Genomic DNA, 21989 nt, shown 5'->3' with positions numbered 1-21989 from the left:
CTCGCCCCGCTTGTCGAAGCCGCCACGAGACGTCAGTCATTTGCGTCCTGCACGACGCTACAGCTCGAGAAGCTAGCTGTCAGGCTGAGCGAGTTGCCGATCCAGTGACCTCTCTCGTCAAAAGCGATTGTTGAGACAAGTCGCTGGCGTTCGGTTCGGAAGATGAACCTGTCCGCCTCACGACTCACGACCCTGTCGGCATCTGCGGTGCAGTAGTACGCCACCCGCGAAACGCCTTCGCGGGCGAGCCTCGTGGAGTAGTTCTCGTAAATGTGCATGTAGCGCTGCGTGGACTTCGCGGTCAGCTCCACTTCGACCAGCTCCGCCCGGCCCTCGCGCGTCGCGATACCGTCCGCTTGGTGGTCGAGAATGCTGATCGGCCGTCGATCGCGCTGCCAGGTGTAGCCGAGAGCGAGATACCGGGCCGAGACCGTCGCGACAGCGACCTCGTGCCGGGTGGTCTGCCGGAACAGGTTCGGCGGCTGTCTCCCGACCGCGTCGTGCGTTGCCCAGACGATCGACGCGCCCTGGAACGTCGGCCGCGCCCGGGCGACGAGTCCCGCCTCGACCATCCGCATGATCCAGTGCTGGGCCTTCCTCGTGCTGATCGGCTCCGCTGAACCGAGCATCGCGCCCAGGGCCCAGCGGATCGCATCGACCTCCGCCAGACGCACAACGCCCAGCCACTCGACCATCGCCAGATCACGCTCTGTCACCTGCACCATGTCGTTCTCCGTCCCTCAGAACTTCAGCCACTCACCGTCTTTTTCTTCTTGTCTTTTCTCTTTGTTTCTTCTTTTTCTTTCATTCATATTTCTTTCATCTACCTCTGACTCTTTCCCTGTCCCACCACCTCCCCTTTACTTCCCAACCCCCCACACAATGCCGTTGAGTGTGGGGGGTTGGGAAGCGAGCGCAGCGAGGGGGAGGCGGTGGGACAGGGAAAGAGTGCCCTCAGGTCGTCGTTTACCTATTCGCTCTCGATGACGGGGTAAACGACCACCTGACCGAAGGTCGAACGGCGAAATGGTCAGCCAGGCGCAGCCGTTCGCACTCGAACTTCGAGTGGATAACTCACCGTTCGGGCCGCGATCGGAGGCTTCACTCGACCTTCACTGCGCCCCCGATTGCGACCGCGTCAGCGCTGCGCGACAAACCATCCCGCCGCAGTGCAGCCCGGCAGGGCGATGACGATGGCTACGATCGCCAGCTGCAGTCGCCCGTTGCCCCTTGTCACGGTTTTCGCACGCGCGAATAGACCGTAGCTGAGCGCGGCAATGTACGTGAGGAGTGTGAGTACCGGCAACCAGCTTCCGGCTATCCGAGCACGATCTTGCCTTGCAGTAGACGAGTACGCTCCCTGGACCGGCAGAAGAGCGAGTGTGAGGAATACCAGAAGACCCATGAATATGAACAGGACGATAATCGCAAGCGATGCACCCCACGCCGCGCTTATCCGTCGTCGGCTCTGGTGAAAACGCATTTGCCCGAGTACCGTGAGGCACCCACCGAGGACAGCGGTAACCACCCAGTACGTCAGCGCGGCCTGAGCAATGACAGGACCATCGCTCCCCAGGATCGCGTTTCGCATGTCAGACGAAGCTTGGCCGGCCACGAATACTGCTGGCAGAACAGCCAGGACGACAACGGCCGCAGTTAGCTGCGACACGACATCTTCTCCGCGCTTATTCACGACAGCACATCATGAATGTCGGGTCCATCGGCGCCCATCATCGTGCGGATGAGTCGCGCCACCAGAGAGAGCACCAGCGCTTCATCGCGCATCCGTTTCAGACTTAGAACGAAATCCATCAAGACGCATTGCGATTTCGGCAACGAAGTGCCGACTCGCTGGAAACATTCCGCCTCCGCGGGGCGTCCGTAATACGAGCGTCGCCCGGCCTCCTCGGATCGAGCTACTGCTCACCTGAATCACCAAAGCAGGCAGCGTTCGCATCCCAGCTTCGACCCAACCGACCGTGCATTCTTCTATCTCGTTCCAGCCCAACGTCACAGGTTTGGACTCGATCCGCTCCACAAACGTCACTTCTGTGTCGCTAGCGACAAGAGCCAATGTTGTGGTCTTCGACCGCGCTATGAGTGTGTCAGTCGTCTCCGTCTTTGGACGAGGTACGAAGGACAGCGTGGGGAATGCGTCGCAAATGAGTGCGGTCGGGAATTGGGCATCGAGCGCAGCCAGGGTGGACTTCCTTCGACTGATCCACACGCCGCGAACGGTCAGCCACACAACTACGCAGAGAACGGTCACGCCCAGCAGAACATAGCCGGGAAGGACTGCTGTCTTGGAACCCTCGGAAGCCTGCGCGACTAGCCGGCTCGACTGCAGGAGAACAAATGCAGCAACGGTGACTACGACACCGAGGGTCGCAGCGAACGTTGCATTCCGCTTGGTCCACACTCTTGGCGTTGCCACGATTGCCCCCTGCCACTTGCGCAGCGCCTTCAGCGATCGCGCCTGCGGATAAGGATCGCCGGCCGCCCGGATCACATCGCCCGTTTCGGGATCGCGCTGCTCGAGCTGCTGATACGCGTTGAAGAGGGTCGTGTATCCCGACCGGATTTCACGATTGTTCTTCCGATAGAAGGGAATTGCCACAGCGAAGAGGGATCCAAAGACGTACGCACCCCAAAGCCCCAGCAGCGTGACGAGCACCGACTTGTCCACGCGACCAGCGAACGCCAGCACCGCCGAACCGATAGCCGCGAACATCGGGACCACCATAAAAATGCTCAGCCGAATGCTGATCTCCCCATATGCGTATGCGGTTCGTCCTGGCAATAGCCGTGCGGAGTCACTGCTCATCTTTGTCCCCCATGGTCTGCCAATACCCCTCGATTGCATTTGGCGATCTCAGTGTATGTCGCCGTCGTCGACCCCAGACGAGTGGACTCTTTTCCGCCCGGCTCCGTTGTCGAGAGTTGTCCACAGGTCTCGTTCGCGCGCGCGTACTGCTTATGTTCTGTTATTCCTGTTCTTTACTGTTAAGGGGGCCACTTTCTTGTCCCCAAATTGACAACTTTTTGGCCCCCTAAGGGGACAAATATTTCGACCCCTAAAGGACGGAATATTTGCCCCCTCTGACGCGGCTGACCGCGGGTTATACACAGGGATCGCCCCCAGTTTCGCGCCCGGCCGCATGAAGCTTGACGTGTCGTAGGTCATCGCTAGAGTCGGCGTCAACACGATCCTTCACTGCCCCATGAGAAGTGGTGATGATGGCCAAGGCATGGATAGTCGATCGCTGGCAGCGGATCGACCCGGACACCGGTCACAAGACGAAGTCGCCCCAACACGGCCGAGGCTCCCGCTGGCGCGTGGACTGGTACGAGGACAAAGCGGACGGCACCAAGGCCCTCCGGTCACGAAGCTTCAAGGTGAAGTCCGGAATTGGAAGCGCCGAGGAATACGTCACATCCATCGACAACTCCATGCGCGCCGGCATCTACTCGTCTCCGGAGGATTCGCGCCGCAAGTTCCGCCTCGTTGCGGACGAATTCCTCCAGTCCAAGAAATCGATCAAGGACAGCTACCGGTACCGGCTCGAAAGGGACCTGAAGATCTGGGTCAATCCGAAATGGGGAGGACGGGCCATCGGCTCCATCACGCGCCACGAGATCGAGTCGTGGGTGAACGACCTGCATACCGGGACCGCCCCCTTCGAGTACACGCGAGGTGTCGTGAGTCTGTCGCCGGATGGACTCAGCCCATCCTCGATCAAGAGCATCGTCGTCCTTACCGGATCAATCTTCAAATACGCGATGCGGCATAACTGGACGACGGCAAACCCGGTCGACGGCGTCGATCGACCGAAGGCGACGAAGAAGCCGATGGTGATCCTGGGCCACGCTGAAGTCGAGCGCCTGGCGGCATCAGCCAAGCGGCTCACGGAGGACCAGACCGATCGCGCCTTGGTCCTCACGCTTGGTTATGTCGGCCTCCGGATCAACGAAGCCCTCGCACTTCAGGTCGGCAAGCTTGATCTCGACGCGCGTCGCGCCACGATCATGCAGACCTGGTCTCAGGGCGCAACCCGCTACCTCGGCACGCCGAAGTCGGGCAAGGCGCGCACGGTGTCGCTGCCCGGGTTCCTGGTCGCCGAGCTGCGGCCACTTGTTGAGGGCCAGCCGCCTGACGCATTCGTCTTCCGTGCCGTCCGCGGGGGCGACATCCACGAGTCGAACTGGCGAGGCCGCGTCTGGGCCAAAGCCATCATCTTGGCTGGACTGGAGTCAAAGAAGCCGACCCCGCATGATCTCCGACACGCTGCCGCGTCGATGATGATCGCGAGCGGGGCCGACGTGAAGGTTGTCCAACTCCAGCTCGGCCACGCACGCGCCACGGAGACTCTCGATGTGTACGCGCACCTGTGGCCGGATCGCCTCGACGTGGTGTCGGACGCTGTAGAGCTCGCTCGTGCGGTCGCACTAGAGGCTTCCGAGGCAGCCGGGAAGTAAGACCTAGCGAATCTGCCGCTTAGGTCCACGTCATACGAATGCTCTTGGGCCTCTGGTGAGCCGCCAACTGGCCGTTCATGAATCCGTCGATGAGATTCTTCGCGACGACGCAGGCCGCGCACGGCACAACCTCGCCGAGACCACAGACGACTTCCCGCTGTTCATCATGACTAAATCATGACTGCGGGGGAAATGACAAAGCCCCGGACCACGCTACTTCCGCGTGATTCCGGGGCTAAATGTGGGCTGTTCGCGAAACCTGTTAGAGCGCGGAACTCGGGGTTCTGGAAAACGCATTTTCCTCCGCGGACTGACACTTTTTCCTCCACACCTGTTGTCCAACCCCCGGGCCTAGGAGAATGGTCTCCGCCGCGCTTCCATCGCGCGTGATTCCTCGCTGTCTTGCATCGTTGCTGCGGGCGTCGCCCCGTTAGAAACGGTGCTTCCCGCAACGAGAAATAGGCATTTCTCGAGCGTCGAGAGCCTTTGCGGCGTTCGCGCGTTAGTGAGGGTCGAGTGGAGTCGGGTGAGGACTCCTTAGGCTCCGAAATAGGCGGCCTCGACGCGGGCCTGAGGCAGGCCTGACCATCGCGCAATAGATTCCGCGTGAAACGGTGTTTTGGTAGTGGATCGCACCGGATTCGTCCCTGACCATAGCGTCATGCAGACGGCCACGTTCCACAACGCCCATAGCCTCAGGGTAAGTCTGGGCGGGCCGCATGAAGCTCACATGCGAAGGAAGCGGCGCGATGACTAATTCTCGCTGTTTGTGAGACCGTGAGGCTCGGCAAGCTTCTCGCTCAATAGCTTCGCTGCCTCTCCAACGGTCAGCGCGAAAATCGTGTCTTCGTCGACGCCTTGCTCGCTCAGCGCTCGAACCAAGTACAGCGGTAGTGACTCCCGAACAGCCACCATCTGAGGCCCGCCTCTGTCGGGCACATTCTGATTCTGCACGCAATCCCAGAACGAATCTGCGTCAACCATAAGCTGCTGCCTAAGGATGTGAGCCCACACGCTCGCGCCGTACGACGTTGAATCAACAGGTTTTGAAATTCGTGTCCTGAGGATACGCCCATCCCAGAGCGCCAACTCGTACGTTCGATGGTGGTTTACAGGTTTGCCAACGGCACCCCGAACGAGTTCCCATTTCTCAGTTGTACAGAAATCATCGTGATACTCGCGAGTCGCGGCCGGGTATTTACTCACCGCCGCGGTCAAACCAGTCGATTAGCTCTTCGTCAGTTGAAATCTTTATGAGTTGAACTAGAGCCCAATTGTTTGCGTGGTTCGGAGCCTGTTCTAGTCGCTCTTCCCAGTCCTCGGCGTATTCCCGAAGTGAAAGCACCAAGTCAGAAAGAGCATCATCGACCGACGCCCCTTCCGAAACAAATGGGCGACCCTCCATCAAGGCGACGGTGCGGCCTTCCTCGCGGGCAATACGTACTCGCGGTGAGACCGCGCGGAAGAAATAGGACCGCAACCGGTCAACAGGCATTACTGCCGAGAGTTCACCATCTCGCTGAACGGTAACGGTGCGGCCGCGCGCGGTGGCATCAAACACATCCTTGAGGTGTGTTCGAGTAACTGTAAAGGAGCCGTAATCGGCAACGAGTGACATTTTGACCTTCTCCATGCGGGAACCCCACTTGCGCGTACATCAAGTACGTCAAGTACATGTTACGCCCATGAGGTTGACATTTGTCACCCCACTGTCAAGTCTGTTGTTGTGAAACTTGCGATTGCGCTTGTCACTTCGGCGCTGAGACCCACGGCCAGCACCTCTCACGACACGGCAAGCGGCGTTGCTAGCGGCCAACCCGATCAGCGGTGAAGCTCTGCACGCCTCTCACTGAATCGAACGGCCACACCGCCTCCCGCACTTTGCGAATATAGGCCGTTTCGATGCCCGCACCTCCGTCGCTCGCTTTCGTGAACTCGTCACTGATGAACTGGCGAACATGCTCGGGAAGCTCGATCTTGCGTCGATCAATCGTCGGCACGGAGTCAAGCGGCCAGTCCGCGTACTCGTGCACCAGCGTTCCGCCGTCAACGGTGTAGGTGACGCTCACGTTGCCCCGCGCGGCGAAGTCTTCTTCTCGCTCCCGACGAAGAACGAGGGTACGTCCGCGACTCTCCATTTCAAATGCGAAGAGGTGCGCGAGGTCTTCCTCTTCGAGAAGGTCGAGTGCTTCGCTGGACTGGTACACGCAGTGCACGAAGACCATGAAGCTCTCCATCAGTTCCAGTTGACGGAGCGGAACCCATGCAACGTTGTCGTACAGAATGTTCGAGATAAGGATGACCTCGCGGAACGGGGAGGTTTGAAGCGCCGCCCGAAGGCGAGGAGTGAAGAATTCAGCAGTCGAATACTCCGCGCCGATGCTCTCGCTGCTTGAAAAGTGATCGCCAACAATCAGGTTGATGTGTCCGAGCGTGTAGTCGTAGCCCTTCTGCGCCTTATTCTTCCGCTCGATGTGCTCCGCGAGAGCGTCGGCGTGGTCCCGTAGCGATCCTGTCTCGCTGAAGATCGCTTTGACGTTGTCCTGGACTACGTTGCCGTCAGGGTCTTCGATGCGGATCGTGACCACGTTTATGCCCTTCACATCGTCCTTGTGGATGGGTTCTTCACCGTCCCACAGCCGTTGCATATAGTCGGGGAGCTTCACAAGTCGCGCGCTCGACCCGTCTTTGAACAGTTCGGTAATCTCCACGCCGAAGGTGTACCCGTTGCGTGTCAGGTAGAAGTCGGGAGAATCGGCATGCTCGACTGCAAACTCCGCGGGCACGTCGTAGATCAAATCGAGAATGTAGCGTTCCCACTTGAGGCTGTCTGAGTTCTGCACGGCATCATCTTGGCAGAGGCCGCGCGCAGTCGGAACGTTCGGCGTCAATCACTCACGTCGTACATGATGGGAGTTCCGCCAACGACGATGACGCGCTTGACTTCCTTACCCTCGCGCATTGGCTCAGCCAGAGTCTCAAGAAACGCCTGATGGTTCGCGGGCGAGACGACCTCGCGCCATTCTTCCGACTCGACCCACGGGTCAAGCTTCATGGTTGGGACTGCTGCAGCTTTGCCAGACTCTGACCTGCCTCACAATTTGCCTACTCGCTTCTGTCTGAGGATCACTCCTGAGCGGAATCTGCGAGGGGTTCGAGGTCGCTGATGACGCTGGACACGTGCAGACGTGCCCGGTGGTGTCGTCCTCAGGCGAGATCTTCCAGCGGCAATGATAGTTACCGATAACACACTGATATGTCAGCATGGCCGAAACCCGCCTCGCGCTGGCATCGAAGCACGGAGGTGAAAAATCCCTGAGTCCAATCGGGCTCCCAGCGCCTCTGGGCTCGCACGTGGCCTGTTTCGGTTGATTCGTGCTTATCAGCTGCGATGGCTAGGCGCATGAGCACCACGATAGCGGTGGTGACGATGGTGACGTCACGAAACCGATTTCGCCCCGCCAAGATGTGGCAGCAAATAGCCGGGTACGTGACCCACTGAACCGTAGCTAACCGGTCTGGCCGTGAAAGAGGCGCTGGTTTGTCGCTCGTCGGCAGGCTCACAGCCGTGCGCAGGAGCCGACACCCCCGCCGTTCAAGATCGGCGTGCAGGGCGATGAAATCAATAACATCGTCTACGAAATCAGGCAGATCGAAGAAATCGACCACTTCGCCCTGGTCCCGGAAGGCATCTACGACGGAGCGGACTTCGCTCGCGTCGAGGACGGGCGCGGAGAGCTGATTTCGGGGCCCTCAACACAGCAAACACAGTCCTGCGCAGCTCAACTGTCCCGGCCGATCCCTTACGGGACAAGGGATGCAAGGCCCAACACAGTCAGTACAGTAGTACATATCTCTTATAAGAGAAAAAAAGTTAAGTTAAGGGACCCTACGCAATTAGCGGGGTCTATACCCACATAAGCTCCCAGATCCCCCTATAGGGGTATATGCGCGAAATGCTGTGCCAGCTGTGATTGACCCTCGGATCCCTTGCAAACATTGGCATGCGCTGGCGCTGACGAGCTGTGTTCCACTGTGTTGAAGCCTGTTGCACTGTGTCAGGGTGAACTCCGAGCCTGACCGCGGCACAGGTCGCGCCCGTCGAAACGCATGGCCGGCGCAGGACAATCCCTTGGGCCACGGCCGCTATCGTCTCGCAACCAGACCGGGTCTATGTGTGACCTCCATTGTCAACAAGGTGGCAGGTTCAAAAGGCATCTTGGCCTCCAGGGCGTTCCCGACTCCTCGTGAGCCGTGGACCGTGGTGGAGGACAACTCGAGTGCGCCTGACACTGGTACCCAGAATCCAGCTCCCAATCACGCAACCGAACGGGCAGAGCGCCATCTCTGAAATGCCGATTGCTTCCTATACAGATAGCCGCCGCTGAATAGCCGCGTCTACCTCCTTCTCCACCTCTAACAGCGACCGAGAGGATCGGTCCCCAGAGCCATGACTGACGTCATTCAATTCAGCCAAGCGGCGTTGCCCCTGAGGTCCGGCTTTTATCGCCAACACCGAGCGAAGGACTGGGATATCGGTTTCATCGGCGGGGTCGACTATGAGGGCGGCGACATATCCTGAAAGATGATTGAGCTGAGTGATCGACATCTGATGGCGGATCTCTGTTAGCGGCCACGAAGAACGGCCCATATCCGGCCACGGGCGAGCCCATATACGGCCAACAGCCGATGGCCGTCTGTGGGCAGGCCGTTCGTCGGAGCACTTGACCCCGAATAGGTCCGCCGCAAATACCGTGAACCGGTCGGAATCCCCTCCCTGCGGTCTCCGTGTATGCACGTGAATCTCGTGGAACGCTTCTCTCCGGCCCTGTCGCGGTTCCTGGCCGCCACAGGGCACGGGGGGGCCACTCCGGGACGTATGCCGCCACCTCTTCGACGTCGAGCCGGCGGCCCGCGGACCCTGAACCCGATACCGAGCGCGACGGCGTAGATCTGGAATCCGGGGTGTCGCCGCCGACTGAATCGGGCGTTCCCTTTGGCCGCCAGTGGGCAGCTCCAATGGCCATACGCAGCAAAAAACCCGATTCCCTATTGGCCGCGTATGGGCATTTTTCAATGGCCGCCGACACGGTATCGGATGCATCCAAAACGGTGCAGTCACATGAGAGGAATTTCAACGATAGGGACTGCTCCCGTTCATGTATTCCTCCTGCCGCTGACCAGCGACATTGGCCGGCGTCCCCCCGCCGGGATCTACGCCAAAGTTGTACGAAACTCAGTCGACGCACTCCGCGCTTTCGGCACGAGTGGTCACTGGATCTCAGCGCTGGCGCTGGCGCTGGCGCTGGCGGGAGATCCTCCGGCGCCGCTCTAGTCGAACAAGAACGGGTCTGGCTCGATTTGTACCGTCGAGGCTAGACCACGTCCAGATAGCTGCGCGCCGGACCAAATCCTAACTCGAGCAGTCGACCCCAAATCTCTCTCGCCAACCCTGCGTCCTCAGCACTTGCCTTCTTTGTTGCGTCGACGAGCATATTGAGAAAAGGAGGAATTGTCGTTCGTCCCATCAAGAGGTGGTTACACAGTCGCAAGAAGGCATTATTGTCGTTCAAAGGGAAATCGTCGACATCGAAGTAGTCGAAGCCCCCTTCACTGTCTGAGTTCCAGACGCGCGGTCCGGCGACGAATAGGGAAGTTGCGCGCTGGACATCTATGCCTCGCAGGGTGGTCCATTCCAAAAGGGCCCTTTGCTCTGCCCCGTGCAACGGCGGCTGACCGTCAAGGCGGTGTTGCCAGTATGCAAAGAGAAGCCTTTGGAAGTCCGAATCGTTCCCATCCAGGTGGTGCACGATGCTACGGATCCATCTTGCACGCGTCGTCACCGGTGCCGCCGCGACAAAGGGATCAGCCCACGTGTGCTCATCCGCCAGTGTGTCAAAGACAAAGTGCGCTGCGTGGATCTGAATGAATGCTTCGACCGTGCTTGGCAGGCGTCGAGCCACAAGCGGCCAAGCGACACGCGTAGCGTCTCGGGTGCGTAGGCGAAGCTTTTTTGACATAAATCGAGCAGAGTAGATACCTGCCCAGAGGCTTAAGCTTTGCGCCGATTCAGTGATTTCGTGTAAATCGGACTGCATATATGCATCAAACCAATCCGGAGCAATTTCCAGAATGTAGCCCGCGAACCTCGCCACCATCATCGAGCTGGGATCTGACGAGTTGGCCGATTGTGCGCCCATCAGTTCCGTGAGGCCTGCTAGCCCCTCGCCGTCGATTTCAACGACGTCACGCTTCTGAGCAAGGCGCAACACTGTTTCGACGTATGCAAACGCAAGAGAACCCCGCGCAGTCGCGTGGGCCTGAGATGGATCGGTCGGTGGCTCGTCCGAAGGCACCGCCACGGCACGTCGCCAGAGGCCCAGCAGGAGTCGGCATCGCTCTAAAGCAAGCCCAGGAGACGGTTCGGTGCCGCTCTCCGGATACGTAATCGGATAGACCAAGCGTCGACCTATCTCCGAAAAGTCACCCCGAAAGTGATCGACACGCTCAAGGATTGACCCTGCTGACCATGTTCCTTGTCTGCGGATCGCTTCCTTCAACGTCAGCGTCCAGACTGCTGGTGACCAGAAGGACTGATTGACAAACTCATCCAAGAGGTCGAGCTCTAGACCTTGTTCCGCATCGAGCCTGTCTTGCACCTCACGAAGTACTGAAGCATTGTCGTATATGTCGTCAATTTCAGGAAGCGCGGCCAAATACGCAACCATGTGTCGCAGAGACTTGCCCCGATAGATACCCTCAGGATCCGGATCAGGATCCGGATCCGCTCCGGAGCCCGATTGAATCCAGGAATTCAGATCAGGGTGCTCGCGCGGTCCGAATCGAGGGTGAAGCAACTGCAGCGTATGTAAGGCCGCGTGAACCGGATCGTCGGAGCTCGCGTCCGCGCTCAGCCAGACCAAGACGTTGTACCGCTCGTACTCTCGCACCTCAGCATTCCGCTGAGGAGCGGTCCCTCCTGCGACTTGCGCCAGCAGTTCCTCCTGCATCGCCCTCGATGCATGACGGTACATGACACGGAGCAATCGGAAGGTTTCGGGTTTCGTTGACAGATCGTAAACGAGGTCCCGCCGAGCAATGAGGCCGACGAGCATGTCTGCTTCGACTCGCCTTGACTCGGCTAGCGCATCGAGCGCCAAACGGCGCACCATCTCGGAGGGACTATCCAATAGGTCGAGCGCTTGCTTTGGACCTTGGGTCCGGACGAACTCACGAAGCAGATCACGTGCAATGTCGACCACAAGAACGTAAGGATCGTCGCTCATATAGGGTTCGACGCCATCGACCTGGCCCCGCCGTATAGACAGCGCATCCCGTCGGCCGTCGCCGTCGAATAGTGATTCAGTTGCCTCAACTGCGCGGATCAAGTTGAGTACGACGGAGAGAAGGTGGCCCGGATCTGAGAGCGCCGGCAGCATAATCGGCCACGCATCCCGAATGGAAGAATTCCTCCAAGCGAGCGTCATCTCGGTGTCCATCGAATCACGACCGCCGAGCCAACTCTGCCTGCTCCGGAATCCAAGGCGAGGAGTTAGAAGTTGATGCAACAGAGTCTCAGCAGCTTCAATGTCCTGGGTGGCCACGCCGCGCAGCAATGAGGAGAGCCGTTCACGATCCTTTGAAGGCTGGTCCGCCGAGATTACCAACAAGAGACGGCGGTGGAAGGTCGTGTTCTCATAGTTGCCATAGAGATGCAACCAGATATTCAACCAGAGGCTTGACGAGAGATGGCCCTGGTGCTGACTCACTATGGATAGGAGTACCTCGCCGTGATCCGCTGAGAGGCTACTAGCCACCCATAGCGCCCAAGCCGCTACTTCATCGCAATCGGGCGCGCTTGAGTCGAAGAGTGGCGCCAAAATACCAAGACCGTCCAGTACCGCCATCCACGCTACTGGCTCCGCGGTACTCCTAAAATGGCGAGCGTGTTCTGGATCGGCGAGCAGCCAGCGAATTCGTCGTTCGGAGTATTTGAGGTTGGCTGGGCCGCTGTCAACGATAGCTGCCGCTGAGTCAAAACGATCTTGCGCCGTAGCGGAAACACGCTCTTGCCAATGGTGCACGAAGGATTGAAGAGATTCATGACGAGTATTGGCAGATGAGGGATATGGGATCGGCGTGACGCCAAGTCGGCTCCACTTTGATCCAAGCTTTTCGGGATGTTCCAACTCCGTGAACGCGTATCGACGACTCGCATCTGCCGGCAACGCACGGGCGAGGTATCGCATAACAGTGTCGTCCGCGCTATAGCCAACGAAGACAACGGTGTACCTCTCGAACATCCGTGTCAGAAACTGAGTGGCCCAGCCTTCTGTAATGTATGCCTGTCCAAAGTCCCTATCCGTGACTACCATTCTCTGACCGGGTTGCGAATCGACGTGGCCATGAAGATGAACGAGCCCGCGGAAATCATTTCCGAGAGGCAAAGCTGGGGCAACATACACGTCCAATGGAAGTTCCAGACGCCCTGCCGCCGCCTCGAATAGCAAGTCAAAGTTTGTTGTCACGATTCTGGGCGCACTGCGCGGACCGCTCATAATCTGAAGGAAGTCTGAGTGATAGCTATTGGGTTCAATCACCGAGCGAAGGCGCGAGGCCACTCTCGCATGCACGTCACCTTGCAGCTCGTTGAGCTCGCCCATGACCACATCAAACTGGACAACAGCCTCTGGATCCGCAGGGAAGAGGTCCGAACGACCAAGCTCATCGGCGATTGATGCGGCGAGCCCTCGAAAGCCGGGCAGCGACGAAGGCCAGGCCGCGGAGATGCCTGCCCCGCAGAACAGGACAAGCGAGTCATCTTGAAGCGCGCGCTCAACGCTGTCTGGAAGCTCGATACCGTCGGATTCCCATTCGATTTCCACGAAATCTCTCCAGACGTTCACGATTCATCAACATCATTGCACGACTGCGGATGCGTCGGTCACCGATCTCTGCGACGCAGGCTTACCAAAGCAGACAACGCGTCACGCTGACACGATGGCAACAGGATTGTTCTTGGGTCATGGCATTCGCGCGTAGCTGAAGCCAGGGAAGGGACTGGTGAGGCAACTATCTAGGACCCCCGAGTAGAGACATTCGCTTGAATTGCAGATTCGGACGATCCTCCGCTTAGCCATTGCGACCGCACAACGAGCAACCGTCAGGAAGTCTCGCTACGGGACTACCACTCGACGGTTGCTTCATTCCGTGCCTTCGCCAGGAGCTCGTTCGGATCGCGCAAGTGGTTGATCGGTCGATCTCCCCCGAAGTAGCCGGATGGTGAGCAGAGCCAGATGACGAGCACTTCTGGCGACCATCTGACTTCGACGGCGAGCGCAATCAACTGAGCGATGACGGGTTCGACATGACCCGCCACGAACTGAAAACCGGGAAACACATAGACGCCACCTCGCCTGACCGCGAGAATCTCGCCATTCTTCCTCATCTTCTCAACTGAGCCGGTTTCTCCTGCCGGCATTTTTAGGACTTCCAATACTTCGTCGGTAGTTAGCAGACCCCTGGTCGCCTCAATATCCCTCCACTGTATTTCTGCCCTCACTTCCCGGGCCCTTCGCCGCGCGCCGTCACGTACTCACGAATCCGGAGCACTTCAGCGACGGTCAATCCCCTCTCTGGTTTGGTGCCGACCAGGAGCGAGTTCGCGCTGCCGAAGGTCTGGTCCATGCTGCGCCGTTGGGGCGTCCACGGTCTGGTGCTCTCGTCGCCGAGAAGGTCGTCGACCATGACGAACACCTCGCTCTCTAGGATTCGACTGATGGCTAGGGTTTTGATCCAGTTGTCCCGGAGCATGAGGTCTCCTTGTCGCGTGCCCACCGTGGCGATTCGCCAAGATCCTCCGTGCAGCCCGAGCGCCAAAATGAGGTGGTTGGCGCCGGCGTCCCAGGACGTGCACCAGACCGGTTCGATGAGTCGCTCGTCGACCAGGTCGTTCAAGGCAGAAATCGCGGCGCGGCTTACCCAGGCATGCGCGGGATACGGCGCAGGAGCGAACGTCGGAAATCCCTCCAATTCCCACCAGACAGCCGCATTCTTGAAAGGCATGCCGCAGAGCCCACCGTCAACATCCATGAAAAGTGGCATCGGAACCCTGTCGCTTTTCGATGCCATGCTGTCCTACCGATCAGTCGCGAAGTTTGTCTCATGCGCGGCGCGATGCCGTAATTTGAGATCCGTTCGAACGAAGCTACAGCGCCTCCTACGATCCGACATTGAATTCGCTAAAACGTTGTCACGGGCTCGGTGTTTTACCGACGACCATTGAAAGAAGCTCGGTCAGGCGCACGGCACGATCCGTGCGGAGGGTGCCCGTTTGCAGCTGCCGAAGTTGCCTGCCGAGCCAACGAGCGAGCGCAAATTCTGCCGGATCCGCCCCGTTCAGGTACGGCAGTCGTCCCTTGTCCTGCACGTGTCGCACACAGTCTGCAAGGCGCGCTTGCCAGACGCTGTCAAGTGGATCCCAGTTGAATGCGGGTGAGACGTCGAGCCGGATGTTCTGGAAGCTGGTGAGTGTGTCGGCGTAGCGTCGTTGATATCGTGCCCACTCCCCCAGGCGGCGCTCAATGCCGGGCAGGCTGGCGCGATCTCGCGTGTTCTCACGAGGGGTGTGGCCGTGGGTGCGCGCGAATGCTTCGTAGCGATGGAGGGCAGCCGCCCAATTGTCGGCCCGCTTGGAGCTTCCGCCTCGACGTGGCCCTCGCGTTGACGCTACGTCCCCGTCAGCGGTTGCGTAAAGCACAGATCGTTGGTCTGGTTCTCCGGCTTGCCTCCAGAGCGTGACTGCTCTCGAATGCAGGTGGTTCGGATCGGTTTCGTGTCGCATGGCGCGCCCTTCCGGGTCGCACCAATTGCGGCCTCCCCGGACCTATGCGCGGTGCGGCGAAAGGTCGGCCTGAGCGCGGATTTGTCGCTGAGTCGGTGGTTTGGATTCCGGTAAATGCCTACGGTGGTGCTTCAGCGGCCCGAGTTGTCCGGCGTGCGGATGTCTCCCCGCGAGAACGGAGACGGGTCTATGGACGCCCTGACGGACGATGCGACCGGCCGCTACCTGGTGACGACAGAATCAGGAAGCCACTACACGCTCGATTTCAACCGGCGAGTCTTCCGGCGAACGACCGATCCGACTCTCGTGGCGCGTCACGGTCTCCGCGGCGATGGCGAAGACATCGACCTGGTCGAAGTCATGCAGTGTCGCCTCGGAAGACCGATGATCCTTCTGATCAACCTGTGGGTTCCTGACGTGTGGTTCACCACCCGGGAATCCAGCCCGGTCGTTCGCATCGAGCCGATGCCCGAACAGCCGGGCCGGCTATGACTGCCGGTGCTGTGCCGCCGCTCGACTACCGGCCGATCAATGCTCTTCCCTACTGGGACGAAATCGGTGAGTTCGTCAATGCCGCGGTCGCGGACACCGCGAGCATTTCGGGACGCGAAGCACGGTCGTTGTATCCGGCCGCCGTGGCCTTCGTGATGTGGTGCTGGCAGAGCCGAGGCACGCCGTTGGAACGGCCACGCATCTTCCGCCTGATCGTCGTTGAGGAGTTCGTGCACCTGGGCATGGCGTCGTATGCCCGTGGCAGCAAAGCCACCCACCGGGCAACGCTGACCATCATGGTGGAGGCGCTCAACCCCGCCGAGACGGTCCGCTCGCGACGCGCTATCCCCCGTTCGGCTCCAACGAAGCCCTACACGCACGCAGAAGTCGCGGCACTCCACAGCTGGGCGGCGGCGCAGGGCACACGTCGGCGCCACGAGGACGCGATGTCCCTCCTGGCACTCGGACTTGGCGCCGGCCTCGCCACTCGAGAGATCCTCGGCGCCCGCGTCGCAGACCTCGAGACCCGCGACGATGACATACACGTCATCGTGTGGGAGGGCCGGCCGCGAGTCGTTCCGGTCCGACCCGATTGGCAGCGACCCTTGCGCAGGATCTTGGCAGACCTCGACCCGGCCGCGTTGATCTTCCGGCCTGGTCGGACCGGGGCCAGCCCGGGACAGCTCACGGATTTTCTCTTAAGGTCCCGTACAGAGCTTGATGTGAGGCCCAGCCGGATGCGCACGACTTGGCTGCTCGAGCATCTCAATGCCGGCACGCCGCCTAAGGAATTGCTGCGAATTTCGGGGCTGAAGAACTTCGCCGCACTCGACAAGATCGCCGCATTTGCCCCCAAAACAGGGCACACTAGCGCACTACCTGCGACGAGTAAATCCCACTGATCAGGAAATTCAAGCAGAGCGGTGATGGTTAGTGTTCACGGAGAGGGTTCGCTGCCGACAGTTTCGGGATCGCCCCACGCACGTAATGTTCGTGAACAGAAAAGACCGACTCCACAACATTTTTCTCGCCGACTCCGCGACGTATGCGCACCTGCGCGCTTTGGACCCGGAGCTTCCCGACTTCGCGTGGGGAATCATCGTGCGTTACCGGCCGCAGATCTCCCCCGTGCAATGGGAGGCCGTGCGCGAATTCACGATCTCGAACGCCGTTCAGATGCGGCCGCGTACCTTCGACGCGGCGCGGCGCCTGATGTCGATGTCAGCGCGGTTCGGTGCCTGGGTATGGACGACTACGGGCACGCAGCTCACTGTCGAGCGCGTCTACACGCAAAACAACGTGTCCCTCTACCTACACGCCTGCCTTCCCAAGCATTCGGAGTCTCACCGGTGGGGGTTCGTCCGGCAAGTCGGTACCATCGCCGACACCCTCGCCGACGCGGGTATCAAACGCCTCCCGGCACCGCACCTTCCCGGACGTAGACGCAGCCCTTTCACCGTTTCTGACGCAGCCACGATGCACAGCTGGGCTGCTAGCCTCACCACAGACCTGAAACGGCAAAACGCTTGGGCGCTCCTCGGCCTCGCCGGCGGCGCCGGTCTCCGCGCACACGAGATCATCGAAACGCGCATCAGCGACATTGAAGTCATCGACGGCCGCGTGTTCGTCAACGTCCCTGGAAAATGTGCACGACGAGTCCCGGTCATGCACCTCTGGAACCGCACGTTGATGCGCAGCGTGCAGGGTCGTACAAACCCCGACGAGTACGTCTTTCGCGGCTATCGCTGGGACGAGTACAGGCCCCGTGCTATTCAGAGCTTCTTGACCGAACACCCCGCCCGCGTCCGTGCCACCGTGTCCAGACTGCGCTCGACCTGGATCGTCGCACAAATCGATAACGGGCTTCCTGTCCCAGTGCTCCTGGCCATCGCCGGCTTCGTCACAGCCCAGAGCCTCGACAAGCACCTCATCTACGCCCAGACCGCGAACATCGACGCGTACGTGGGCCTCATTATTGGCGAAGAGGTCGCCCGGTGAGCGCCGGCGACATCGACTACGCGTTCAACGGGTACGCGCCCGACCTGGGCGGTATGACACAGACCGAGGTCATGGGTCGCGGCCGTATCCACCAGCTCATTGACGACGAAACCGTGGCGCTCATGGAAAGCCGGGTTCGAAAGACCGGGGTCCTCGAACGACTGCAGCAATGGACCGATGAAGATGCCAGCGGAGTCAGCGTCGGCGGTCGTCCGTCACTCATCTCCGAAAAGGCGCTCCTCACTGCCCTTCTCCTTCTCGCCAAAGAAGGAACGTCAATGTTCCTGACCAGCGCGCGTGACCTCTTCATGTTCCGCCTGAGCGCCGCCTCCCGTGAACTCCTCAGCCTGGAAACCCCAAGAACAGCGTTCGTCGGCCACGTCGCCGAGAAGAGCCGCTGGTACGCCAACACAAGCCGAGCCTTCAACCGCATCAACGCCCTAATGGATCCGTTCCCGCAGGAACGCCGCCACTCCAAGACCTACACGCAGATCCAGGAAATCCTCCGCATGCACGATGAGGACCTGGCGGACAAGCGAAAAGCACGCCTTGACGAATTCACCAAACTCTTCCTCGTCATGACCTACAACGAACAGCCCCGTGACATCCGTCGCGCCTCCAAGAAGGTCGATGTTTCCTTCGACCAGACCTACGTCGGCACCCCGACAACCAAGGGCTACTCTCGGAAAAATCTCGCAAGTCGCGTCAAGACAGAGACCGAGACCAAAGAGAAGAAGACCCTGAAGCCAGGCCCGGTCGACGCCTTCGCCGGCTGGCACGTCACAACCGGCGAACGCATCGACGCACCGAAAGGGCAAATCGACAACACGACTCCTACTAAGAAAGCCGGCTCCGCGAACTACCGCTGGGGCTGGGAAATCAACATCGCTGTCCGCGTCGATTCCGAAGCCCCCGGCCAACACAGATTCCCCGGACTCGCCGTCGCCGCCACCATGAGCCTGCCCAACGTCCGAGTCGCCGAAGAAGCCGTGTCCCTCATGAGAGCTACCAAAGCCCTCGGACTGGAGGCCGGCGTCGGCGACGCCGACAAGCAATACTGGGCAAACTCCACAACCGAACGCCTTCATGACGATGCACTCAACGAGGGCTTCACACCCTCGACGGACTACCGCGTCGACCGACTTGGCCATCAAGGTGGCGACCACGGCGCTCTCTTCATCGAAGGCAGCACCTACTGTCCCGGCACTCCCAAACCTCTTCAGAATGCGACGAAAGAACTCCTGGGCCACATCATCGACACCGCAACATACCGGGAGCGAATCAAGAGCCGCTCCGCGTTTCAACTCCACGTCAAAGAGAAACCAGATGCAAAGGGCCGCACCGTACTGAGGTGCCCCGCCCTCGGCCCCAGCCCAACCGTGACCTGCCCCCTGCGCGAACTCCTGAAGACCGCGACGGACCGGCCCCGCCCCGCTGTAGACAGCGCAGACTTGAGCGACTTCACCGACACCATCTGCATCAAGCACTCCGTGTCATTCGACACCGCAGAGTTCAAGCGCACTGCGCAGGCATTCGAATACGGCACCCCCGAATGGGACAGGTTCCACACCCACGCCCGAAACTCCATCGAGTCGCTCAATCACCAAATCAAAAGCGGCGGGACCGAAGACATCGAATCCGCCAGCCGCCGACGCGTCCGAGGATTCGGCGCCGCACAGATCATCGTCACCATCCTGCTGACGAACTTCAACCTCCGCAAAATCGCCGCCTTCATCAGTGACAAAATCAAAGCCGACGCCAAGAAACACGTCCACGGAGAACCCGCTCTCATCCGACGACGCGACCGCGAATGGCACAACCCTTACACCGACACCTATCCCCTCGGGGTGGAACGCCCAGACAAGCTGAAACGCCCCGATGCGGACGACGAGACCGGCGGTCCACCGCAGCGGATATAGCAATCACCCGACGGCCCCGATACCGCCCGAGAGGGCAAACTACCCAGCGTTCGAGACAATCCGACGCGCGCAAAATCGGAAAATCCAGCCTCCACTCGACCGATACCTGAAGTAGTACGGCCGCATTCGACCGTGAGACGCCCAGAAACAAGAAAACGCTCCTGAGAATCCTCAGGAGCGTTTTCTATTTCGACTTCATGGCCGGTTTCGTGAACAGTTTCGCGAACGGCCCAAATGTCGGGCTGACAGGATTTGAACCTGCGACCCCCTGACCCCCAGTCAGGTGCGCTACCAAGCTGCGCTACAGCCCGTCACCCTCCGCCAACACACTTCGAGAAGCGCATTCTGCAGGAGACAACTTAGAAAGCTTACCGCCTCCGGCGACCTCTTGTGTGCACAACGGATGCCCGGCGACGCCCGTCCCTCAGCGCGGCGTCCACCGGGGCGAACGACCGCTCCCGCCAGCGGACCGCCCGGCCCCGAACTCGCGGCGCAGCTGCCGCCAGATCCGGGGCAGCAAAACGGCATCGCCAAGGAGCGGGCGGCGGTGCTGCACGATGACCGAACCGAATCCGGGGGCCGCCGGGCTGAAGCTGAGGCGCTCCGGGAAATTCGCGAGCGTCCAGCCGCGCACGCCCAGGTCGACCGCGGAAACCGAGCCAGGTGCGGACGGTGAGGCGGGTGAGGCCGGCCCGGACCCGGCGCGGGCCGGCATGGCCAGGCCGCGGGGGGCATCCGCTTCGGCGGGCAGGGCCGCCACTCCCCCGGGCCGACCGCCACGGAAATCGCCGAGCGCGCTCGTGCGGATGAGCGCGGTGGACCCGACCCAGAAGGAGGCCCCATACCGGGACGCACTGCGGTGCAGGAGGCTGCGGATCCCTGGGAAGAATCGCCCGGTGCACTGGCCGCCCTGCGGGAACGACGGGGTTTGGACCACGGCGACACCGCGGTGCTCCGGTTCGTCGAGGAAGTAGATCGAGCGCAGGCAGTAGTCGCTGAGGAGCTGGGCGTCCGGGCCGAGGGTGAGCAGGTAGTCCGTCTCAGCGACGTCGCCTGTGGCAGTGGCAGTGTTACCGATCTGGTCCACGTAGCCGGCGAGGCTGCCGTCGAAGATCTCCAGTTCGGCGGAGAACGTCCAAGCGAGGCGGCGCTGAAGACGGAGCATCCGCTCGGGGGTCTGCGGGATGTGCTCGGAGATGGCCCGGTCGAGGTCCGCGGCGATGCGGGCGAAGTCGGCGGCGGGACCGCCGAGGGTGTGCGTGCTGAAGATGGCGCTCGAAGGGTCGGTGACGGCCTCGTCGAGGCGCTGCCGGGCCAGCCAGGCGACGGCCCAGCGGTAGTCGGCGGCGAGGCCGTCGATGAGGTCTTCGGCCACCTCGTGGGCGTCGGTCGCGTCGTGGCCCCAGGCGAGTTCGAGCTCCAGCACGAACAGGGCGTCTTCGAACCGGGCGCGGGGTTCGGCCAGGGCATCGGTGAGCCGGCGCACGATCATCAGGGCCTCGGCCTGGGCGCTCGGCTCTGAGCTGGCGTCGAGCAGCAGCACGACCCGGAGCGTGGGGTATTCCTGCAGGGCCGCGGACCAGAGCGACGCGCGCAGGGCGTGCGGCCCGGTTCGGGCACCGGCACTGTCGCCCCCGGCGACGAGCACGGTCAGGGCCTCCTGGCGTGCGGCGAAGTGACGCTCCAGTTCCCTGCGCGGGACGCGCACGTGCTCGTTCAGCCGGATCAGGGCGCCCTGCCGAGCGGCGAGGTAGCAGAGGAGCGCTATCGCACACAGGGTCGCGCCAGCCACGGACAGCGCGCGGTCGAGGATCGACCAGGGCGCGCCGTCGATTCCCGTCTGGCGGAGGACGACAACGGCGAGCAGGGTCGCCCAGCCAGCCACCACGGCGAAGATGGCGGCGCGACCATAGGCGATCTCGGGGGCACTTCGGAGCGATGCCCGGTCAGCGTGCGGCGCAATGCGGGCATCCGACGGCGCAGTCGACGCGAGTGGTGCGGCGGGCGGCACCGTTCGGGCGGCGAAACGTTTTCGGGTCAGCGAAGCAGGGAACTTCGTATGCATGGACAATCCTCGGGTAAGGCTTGAATGTCGAAATCCCCGATTCGGGCGGGGATCCAACACGTGTGGCGCCACAGGTGCGCTAGCCCGAATGTAGAGCAGGTCCCGGGTGGGCGACAGTCCCCGCTTCGGGGCGAAGCGCATCCGCCGACGCCTGTCGACACGTCCACGCCGACAGGCGCTTAAACGACGGATGCGT

At 60.8% G+C, this 21989-nt stretch carries 17 protein-coding genes and 1 tRNA gene; 6 read left to right on the top strand and 12 right to left on the bottom strand.

Features of this window, described 5'->3' with window-relative positions:
• Positions 1-32: 32 nt before the first annotated feature.
• The 3 genes from E3O39_RS07630 to E3O39_RS07620 form a co-directional block, all read right to left on the bottom strand.
• Positions 33-725 carry a hypothetical protein gene (locus tag E3O39_RS07630; RefSeq protein ID WP_134450178.1) on the bottom strand — a complete coding sequence of 231 codons (693 nt, stop codon included), beginning with the start codon at positions 723-725 and terminating at the stop codon, positions 33-35.
• A 413-nt stretch (positions 726-1138) separates the two neighbouring features.
• Positions 1139-1693 (bottom strand): hypothetical protein, encoded by a 555-nt coding sequence (locus E3O39_RS07625; RefSeq protein ID WP_134450177.1) that lies wholly within the window; start codon positions 1691-1693, stop codon positions 1139-1141.
• An 81-nt stretch (positions 1694-1774) separates the two neighbouring features.
• Positions 1775-2824 (bottom strand): hypothetical protein, encoded by a 1050-nt coding sequence (locus E3O39_RS07620; RefSeq protein ID WP_166789564.1) that lies wholly within the window; start codon positions 2822-2824, stop codon positions 1775-1777.
• Between the two features lie 410 nt (positions 2825-3234).
• On the opposite strand from E3O39_RS07620, the gene E3O39_RS07615 reads away from it, so the two are divergent.
• Positions 3235-4476 carry a site-specific integrase gene (locus E3O39_RS07615; protein ID WP_134450175.1) on the top strand — a complete coding sequence of 414 codons (1242 nt, stop codon included), beginning with the start codon at positions 3235-3237 and terminating at the stop codon, positions 4474-4476.
• 753 nt (positions 4477-5229) lie between these two features.
• Here the strand turns inward: E3O39_RS07615 and E3O39_RS19285 are convergent.
• The 4 genes from E3O39_RS19285 to E3O39_RS18945 all read right to left on the bottom strand — a co-directional run bounded on the left by E3O39_RS19285 (position 5230) and on the right by E3O39_RS18945 (position 7531).
• Positions 5230-5460: a hypothetical protein gene (locus E3O39_RS19285; RefSeq protein WP_198413400.1), complete on the bottom strand. Its 231-nt coding sequence runs from the start codon at positions 5458-5460 to the stop codon at positions 5230-5232.
• A gap of 214 nt (positions 5461-5674) precedes the next feature.
• Positions 5675-6094: a prevent-host-death protein gene (locus tag E3O39_RS07605; protein WP_134563736.1), complete on the bottom strand. Its 420-nt coding sequence runs from the start codon at positions 6092-6094 to the stop codon at positions 5675-5677.
• 187 nt (positions 6095-6281) lie between these two features.
• Positions 6282-7319, bottom strand: coding sequence for a hypothetical protein (locus E3O39_RS07600; RefSeq protein ID WP_134450172.1), 1038 nt, complete (start codon positions 7317-7319; stop codon positions 6282-6284).
• Positions 7320-7363: 44 nt separating this feature from the next.
• Positions 7364-7531 (bottom strand): hypothetical protein, encoded by a 168-nt coding sequence (locus E3O39_RS18945; protein WP_166787434.1) that lies wholly within the window; start codon positions 7529-7531, stop codon positions 7364-7366.
• Between the two features lie 1395 nt (positions 7532-8926).
• Between E3O39_RS18945 and E3O39_RS19690 the strand changes: the two genes are divergently transcribed.
• Positions 8927-9058 carry a hypothetical protein gene (locus tag E3O39_RS19690; RefSeq protein WP_255454442.1) on the top strand — a complete coding sequence of 44 codons (132 nt, stop codon included), beginning with the start codon at positions 8927-8929 and terminating at the stop codon, positions 9056-9058.
• Between the two features lie 793 nt (positions 9059-9851).
• Here the strand turns inward: E3O39_RS19690 and E3O39_RS07595 are convergent.
• The 3 genes from E3O39_RS07595 to E3O39_RS07585 all read right to left on the bottom strand — a co-directional run bounded on the left by E3O39_RS07595 (position 9852) and on the right by E3O39_RS07585 (position 14607).
• Positions 9852-13361: an SIR2 family protein gene (locus E3O39_RS07595; protein ID WP_134450171.1), complete on the bottom strand. Its 3510-nt coding sequence runs from the start codon at positions 13359-13361 to the stop codon at positions 9852-9854.
• Between the two features lie 299 nt (positions 13362-13660).
• Positions 13661-13957, bottom strand: coding sequence for a hypothetical protein (locus E3O39_RS07590; protein WP_134450170.1), 297 nt, complete (start codon positions 13955-13957; stop codon positions 13661-13663).
• A gap of 77 nt (positions 13958-14034) precedes the next feature.
• On the bottom strand, positions 14035-14607 hold the full coding sequence (locus E3O39_RS07585; RefSeq protein WP_134450169.1) for a hypothetical protein: 573 nt from the start codon (positions 14605-14607) through the stop codon (positions 14035-14037).
• 901 nt (positions 14608-15508) lie between these two features.
• Between E3O39_RS07585 and E3O39_RS07580 the strand changes: the two genes are divergently transcribed.
• From E3O39_RS07580 to E3O39_RS07565, 4 genes are all read left to right on the top strand, one after another.
• On the top strand, positions 15509-15811 hold the full coding sequence (locus tag E3O39_RS07580) for a hypothetical protein (RefSeq protein ID WP_134450168.1): 303 nt from the start codon (positions 15509-15511) through the stop codon (positions 15809-15811).
• 11 nt (positions 15812-15822) lie between these two features.
• Positions 15823-16713 carry a hypothetical protein gene (locus tag E3O39_RS07575; RefSeq protein WP_134450167.1) on the top strand — a complete coding sequence of 297 codons (891 nt, stop codon included), beginning with the start codon at positions 15823-15825 and terminating at the stop codon, positions 16711-16713.
• Positions 16714-16954: 241 nt separating this feature from the next.
• Complete coding sequence (locus E3O39_RS07570) at positions 16955-17809, top strand: hypothetical protein (protein ID WP_166787433.1); 855 nt, start codon at positions 16955-16957, stop codon at positions 17807-17809.
• Positions 17806-19728, top strand: coding sequence for a hypothetical protein (locus E3O39_RS07565; RefSeq protein WP_134450165.1), 1923 nt, complete (start codon positions 17806-17808; stop codon positions 19726-19728). The genes E3O39_RS07570 and E3O39_RS07565 overlap by 4 nt, the downstream gene beginning before the upstream one ends.
• Positions 19729-19965: 237 nt before the next feature.
• On the opposite strand, the gene E3O39_RS07560 is transcribed toward E3O39_RS07565, so the two are convergent.
• Both E3O39_RS07560 and E3O39_RS07555 read right to left on the bottom strand, forming a co-directional pair.
• Positions 19966-20039 (bottom strand) — tRNA-Pro (locus E3O39_RS07560).
• Positions 20040-20152: 113 nt separating this feature from the next.
• Positions 20153-21793 carry a hypothetical protein gene (locus E3O39_RS07555; protein WP_134450164.1) on the bottom strand — a complete coding sequence of 547 codons (1641 nt, stop codon included), beginning with the start codon at positions 21791-21793 and terminating at the stop codon, positions 20153-20155.
• Positions 21794-21989: the final 196 nt, after the last annotated feature.

Origin of the sequence: Cryobacterium sp. MDB2-A-1 (genome assembly GCF_004402675.1) — a bacterium.
Classification (GTDB): Bacteria; Actinomycetota; Actinomycetes; order Actinomycetales; family Microbacteriaceae; genus Cryobacterium; species Cryobacterium glucosi.
This window is presented reverse-complemented; position numbering and strand designations above follow the sequence as displayed.

Bases quoted from the DNA above. Each gene is read 5' to 3' on its own strand.
- E3O39_RS19690 (WP_255454442.1), top strand. From the start codon at position 8,927: ATGACTGACGTCATTCAATTCAGCCAAGCGGCGTTGCCCCTGAGGTCC.
- E3O39_RS07555 (WP_134450164.1), bottom strand. From the start codon at position 21,793: ATGCATACGAAGTTCCCTGCTTCGCTGACCCGAAAACGTTTCGCCGCC.
- E3O39_RS19285 (WP_198413400.1), bottom strand. From the start codon at position 5,460: ATGGTTGACGCAGATTCGTTCTGGGATTGCGTGCAGAATCAGAATGTG.
- E3O39_RS07585 (WP_134450169.1), bottom strand. From the start codon at position 14,607: ATGGCATCGAAAAGCGACAGGGTTCCGATGCCACTTTTCATGGATGTT.
- E3O39_RS07580 (WP_134450168.1), top strand. From the start codon at position 15,509: ATGGACGCCCTGACGGACGATGCGACCGGCCGCTACCTGGTGACGACA.
- E3O39_RS18945 (WP_166787434.1), bottom strand. From the start codon at position 7,531: ATGAAGCTTGACCCGTGGGTCGAGTCGGAAGAATGGCGCGAGGTCGTC.
- E3O39_RS07615 (WP_134450175.1), top strand. From the start codon at position 3,235: ATGATGGCCAAGGCATGGATAGTCGATCGCTGGCAGCGGATCGACCCG.
- E3O39_RS07590 (WP_134450170.1), bottom strand. From the start codon at position 13,957: ATGCCGGCAGGAGAAACCGGCTCAGTTGAGAAGATGAGGAAGAATGGC.
- E3O39_RS07630 (WP_134450178.1), bottom strand. From the start codon at position 725: ATGGTGCAGGTGACAGAGCGTGATCTGGCGATGGTCGAGTGGCTGGGC.
- E3O39_RS07605 (WP_134563736.1), bottom strand. From the start codon at position 6,094: ATGTCACTCGTTGCCGATTACGGCTCCTTTACAGTTACTCGAACACAC.
- E3O39_RS07620 (WP_166789564.1), bottom strand. From the start codon at position 2,824: ATGAGCAGTGACTCCGCACGGCTATTGCCAGGACGAACCGCATACGCA.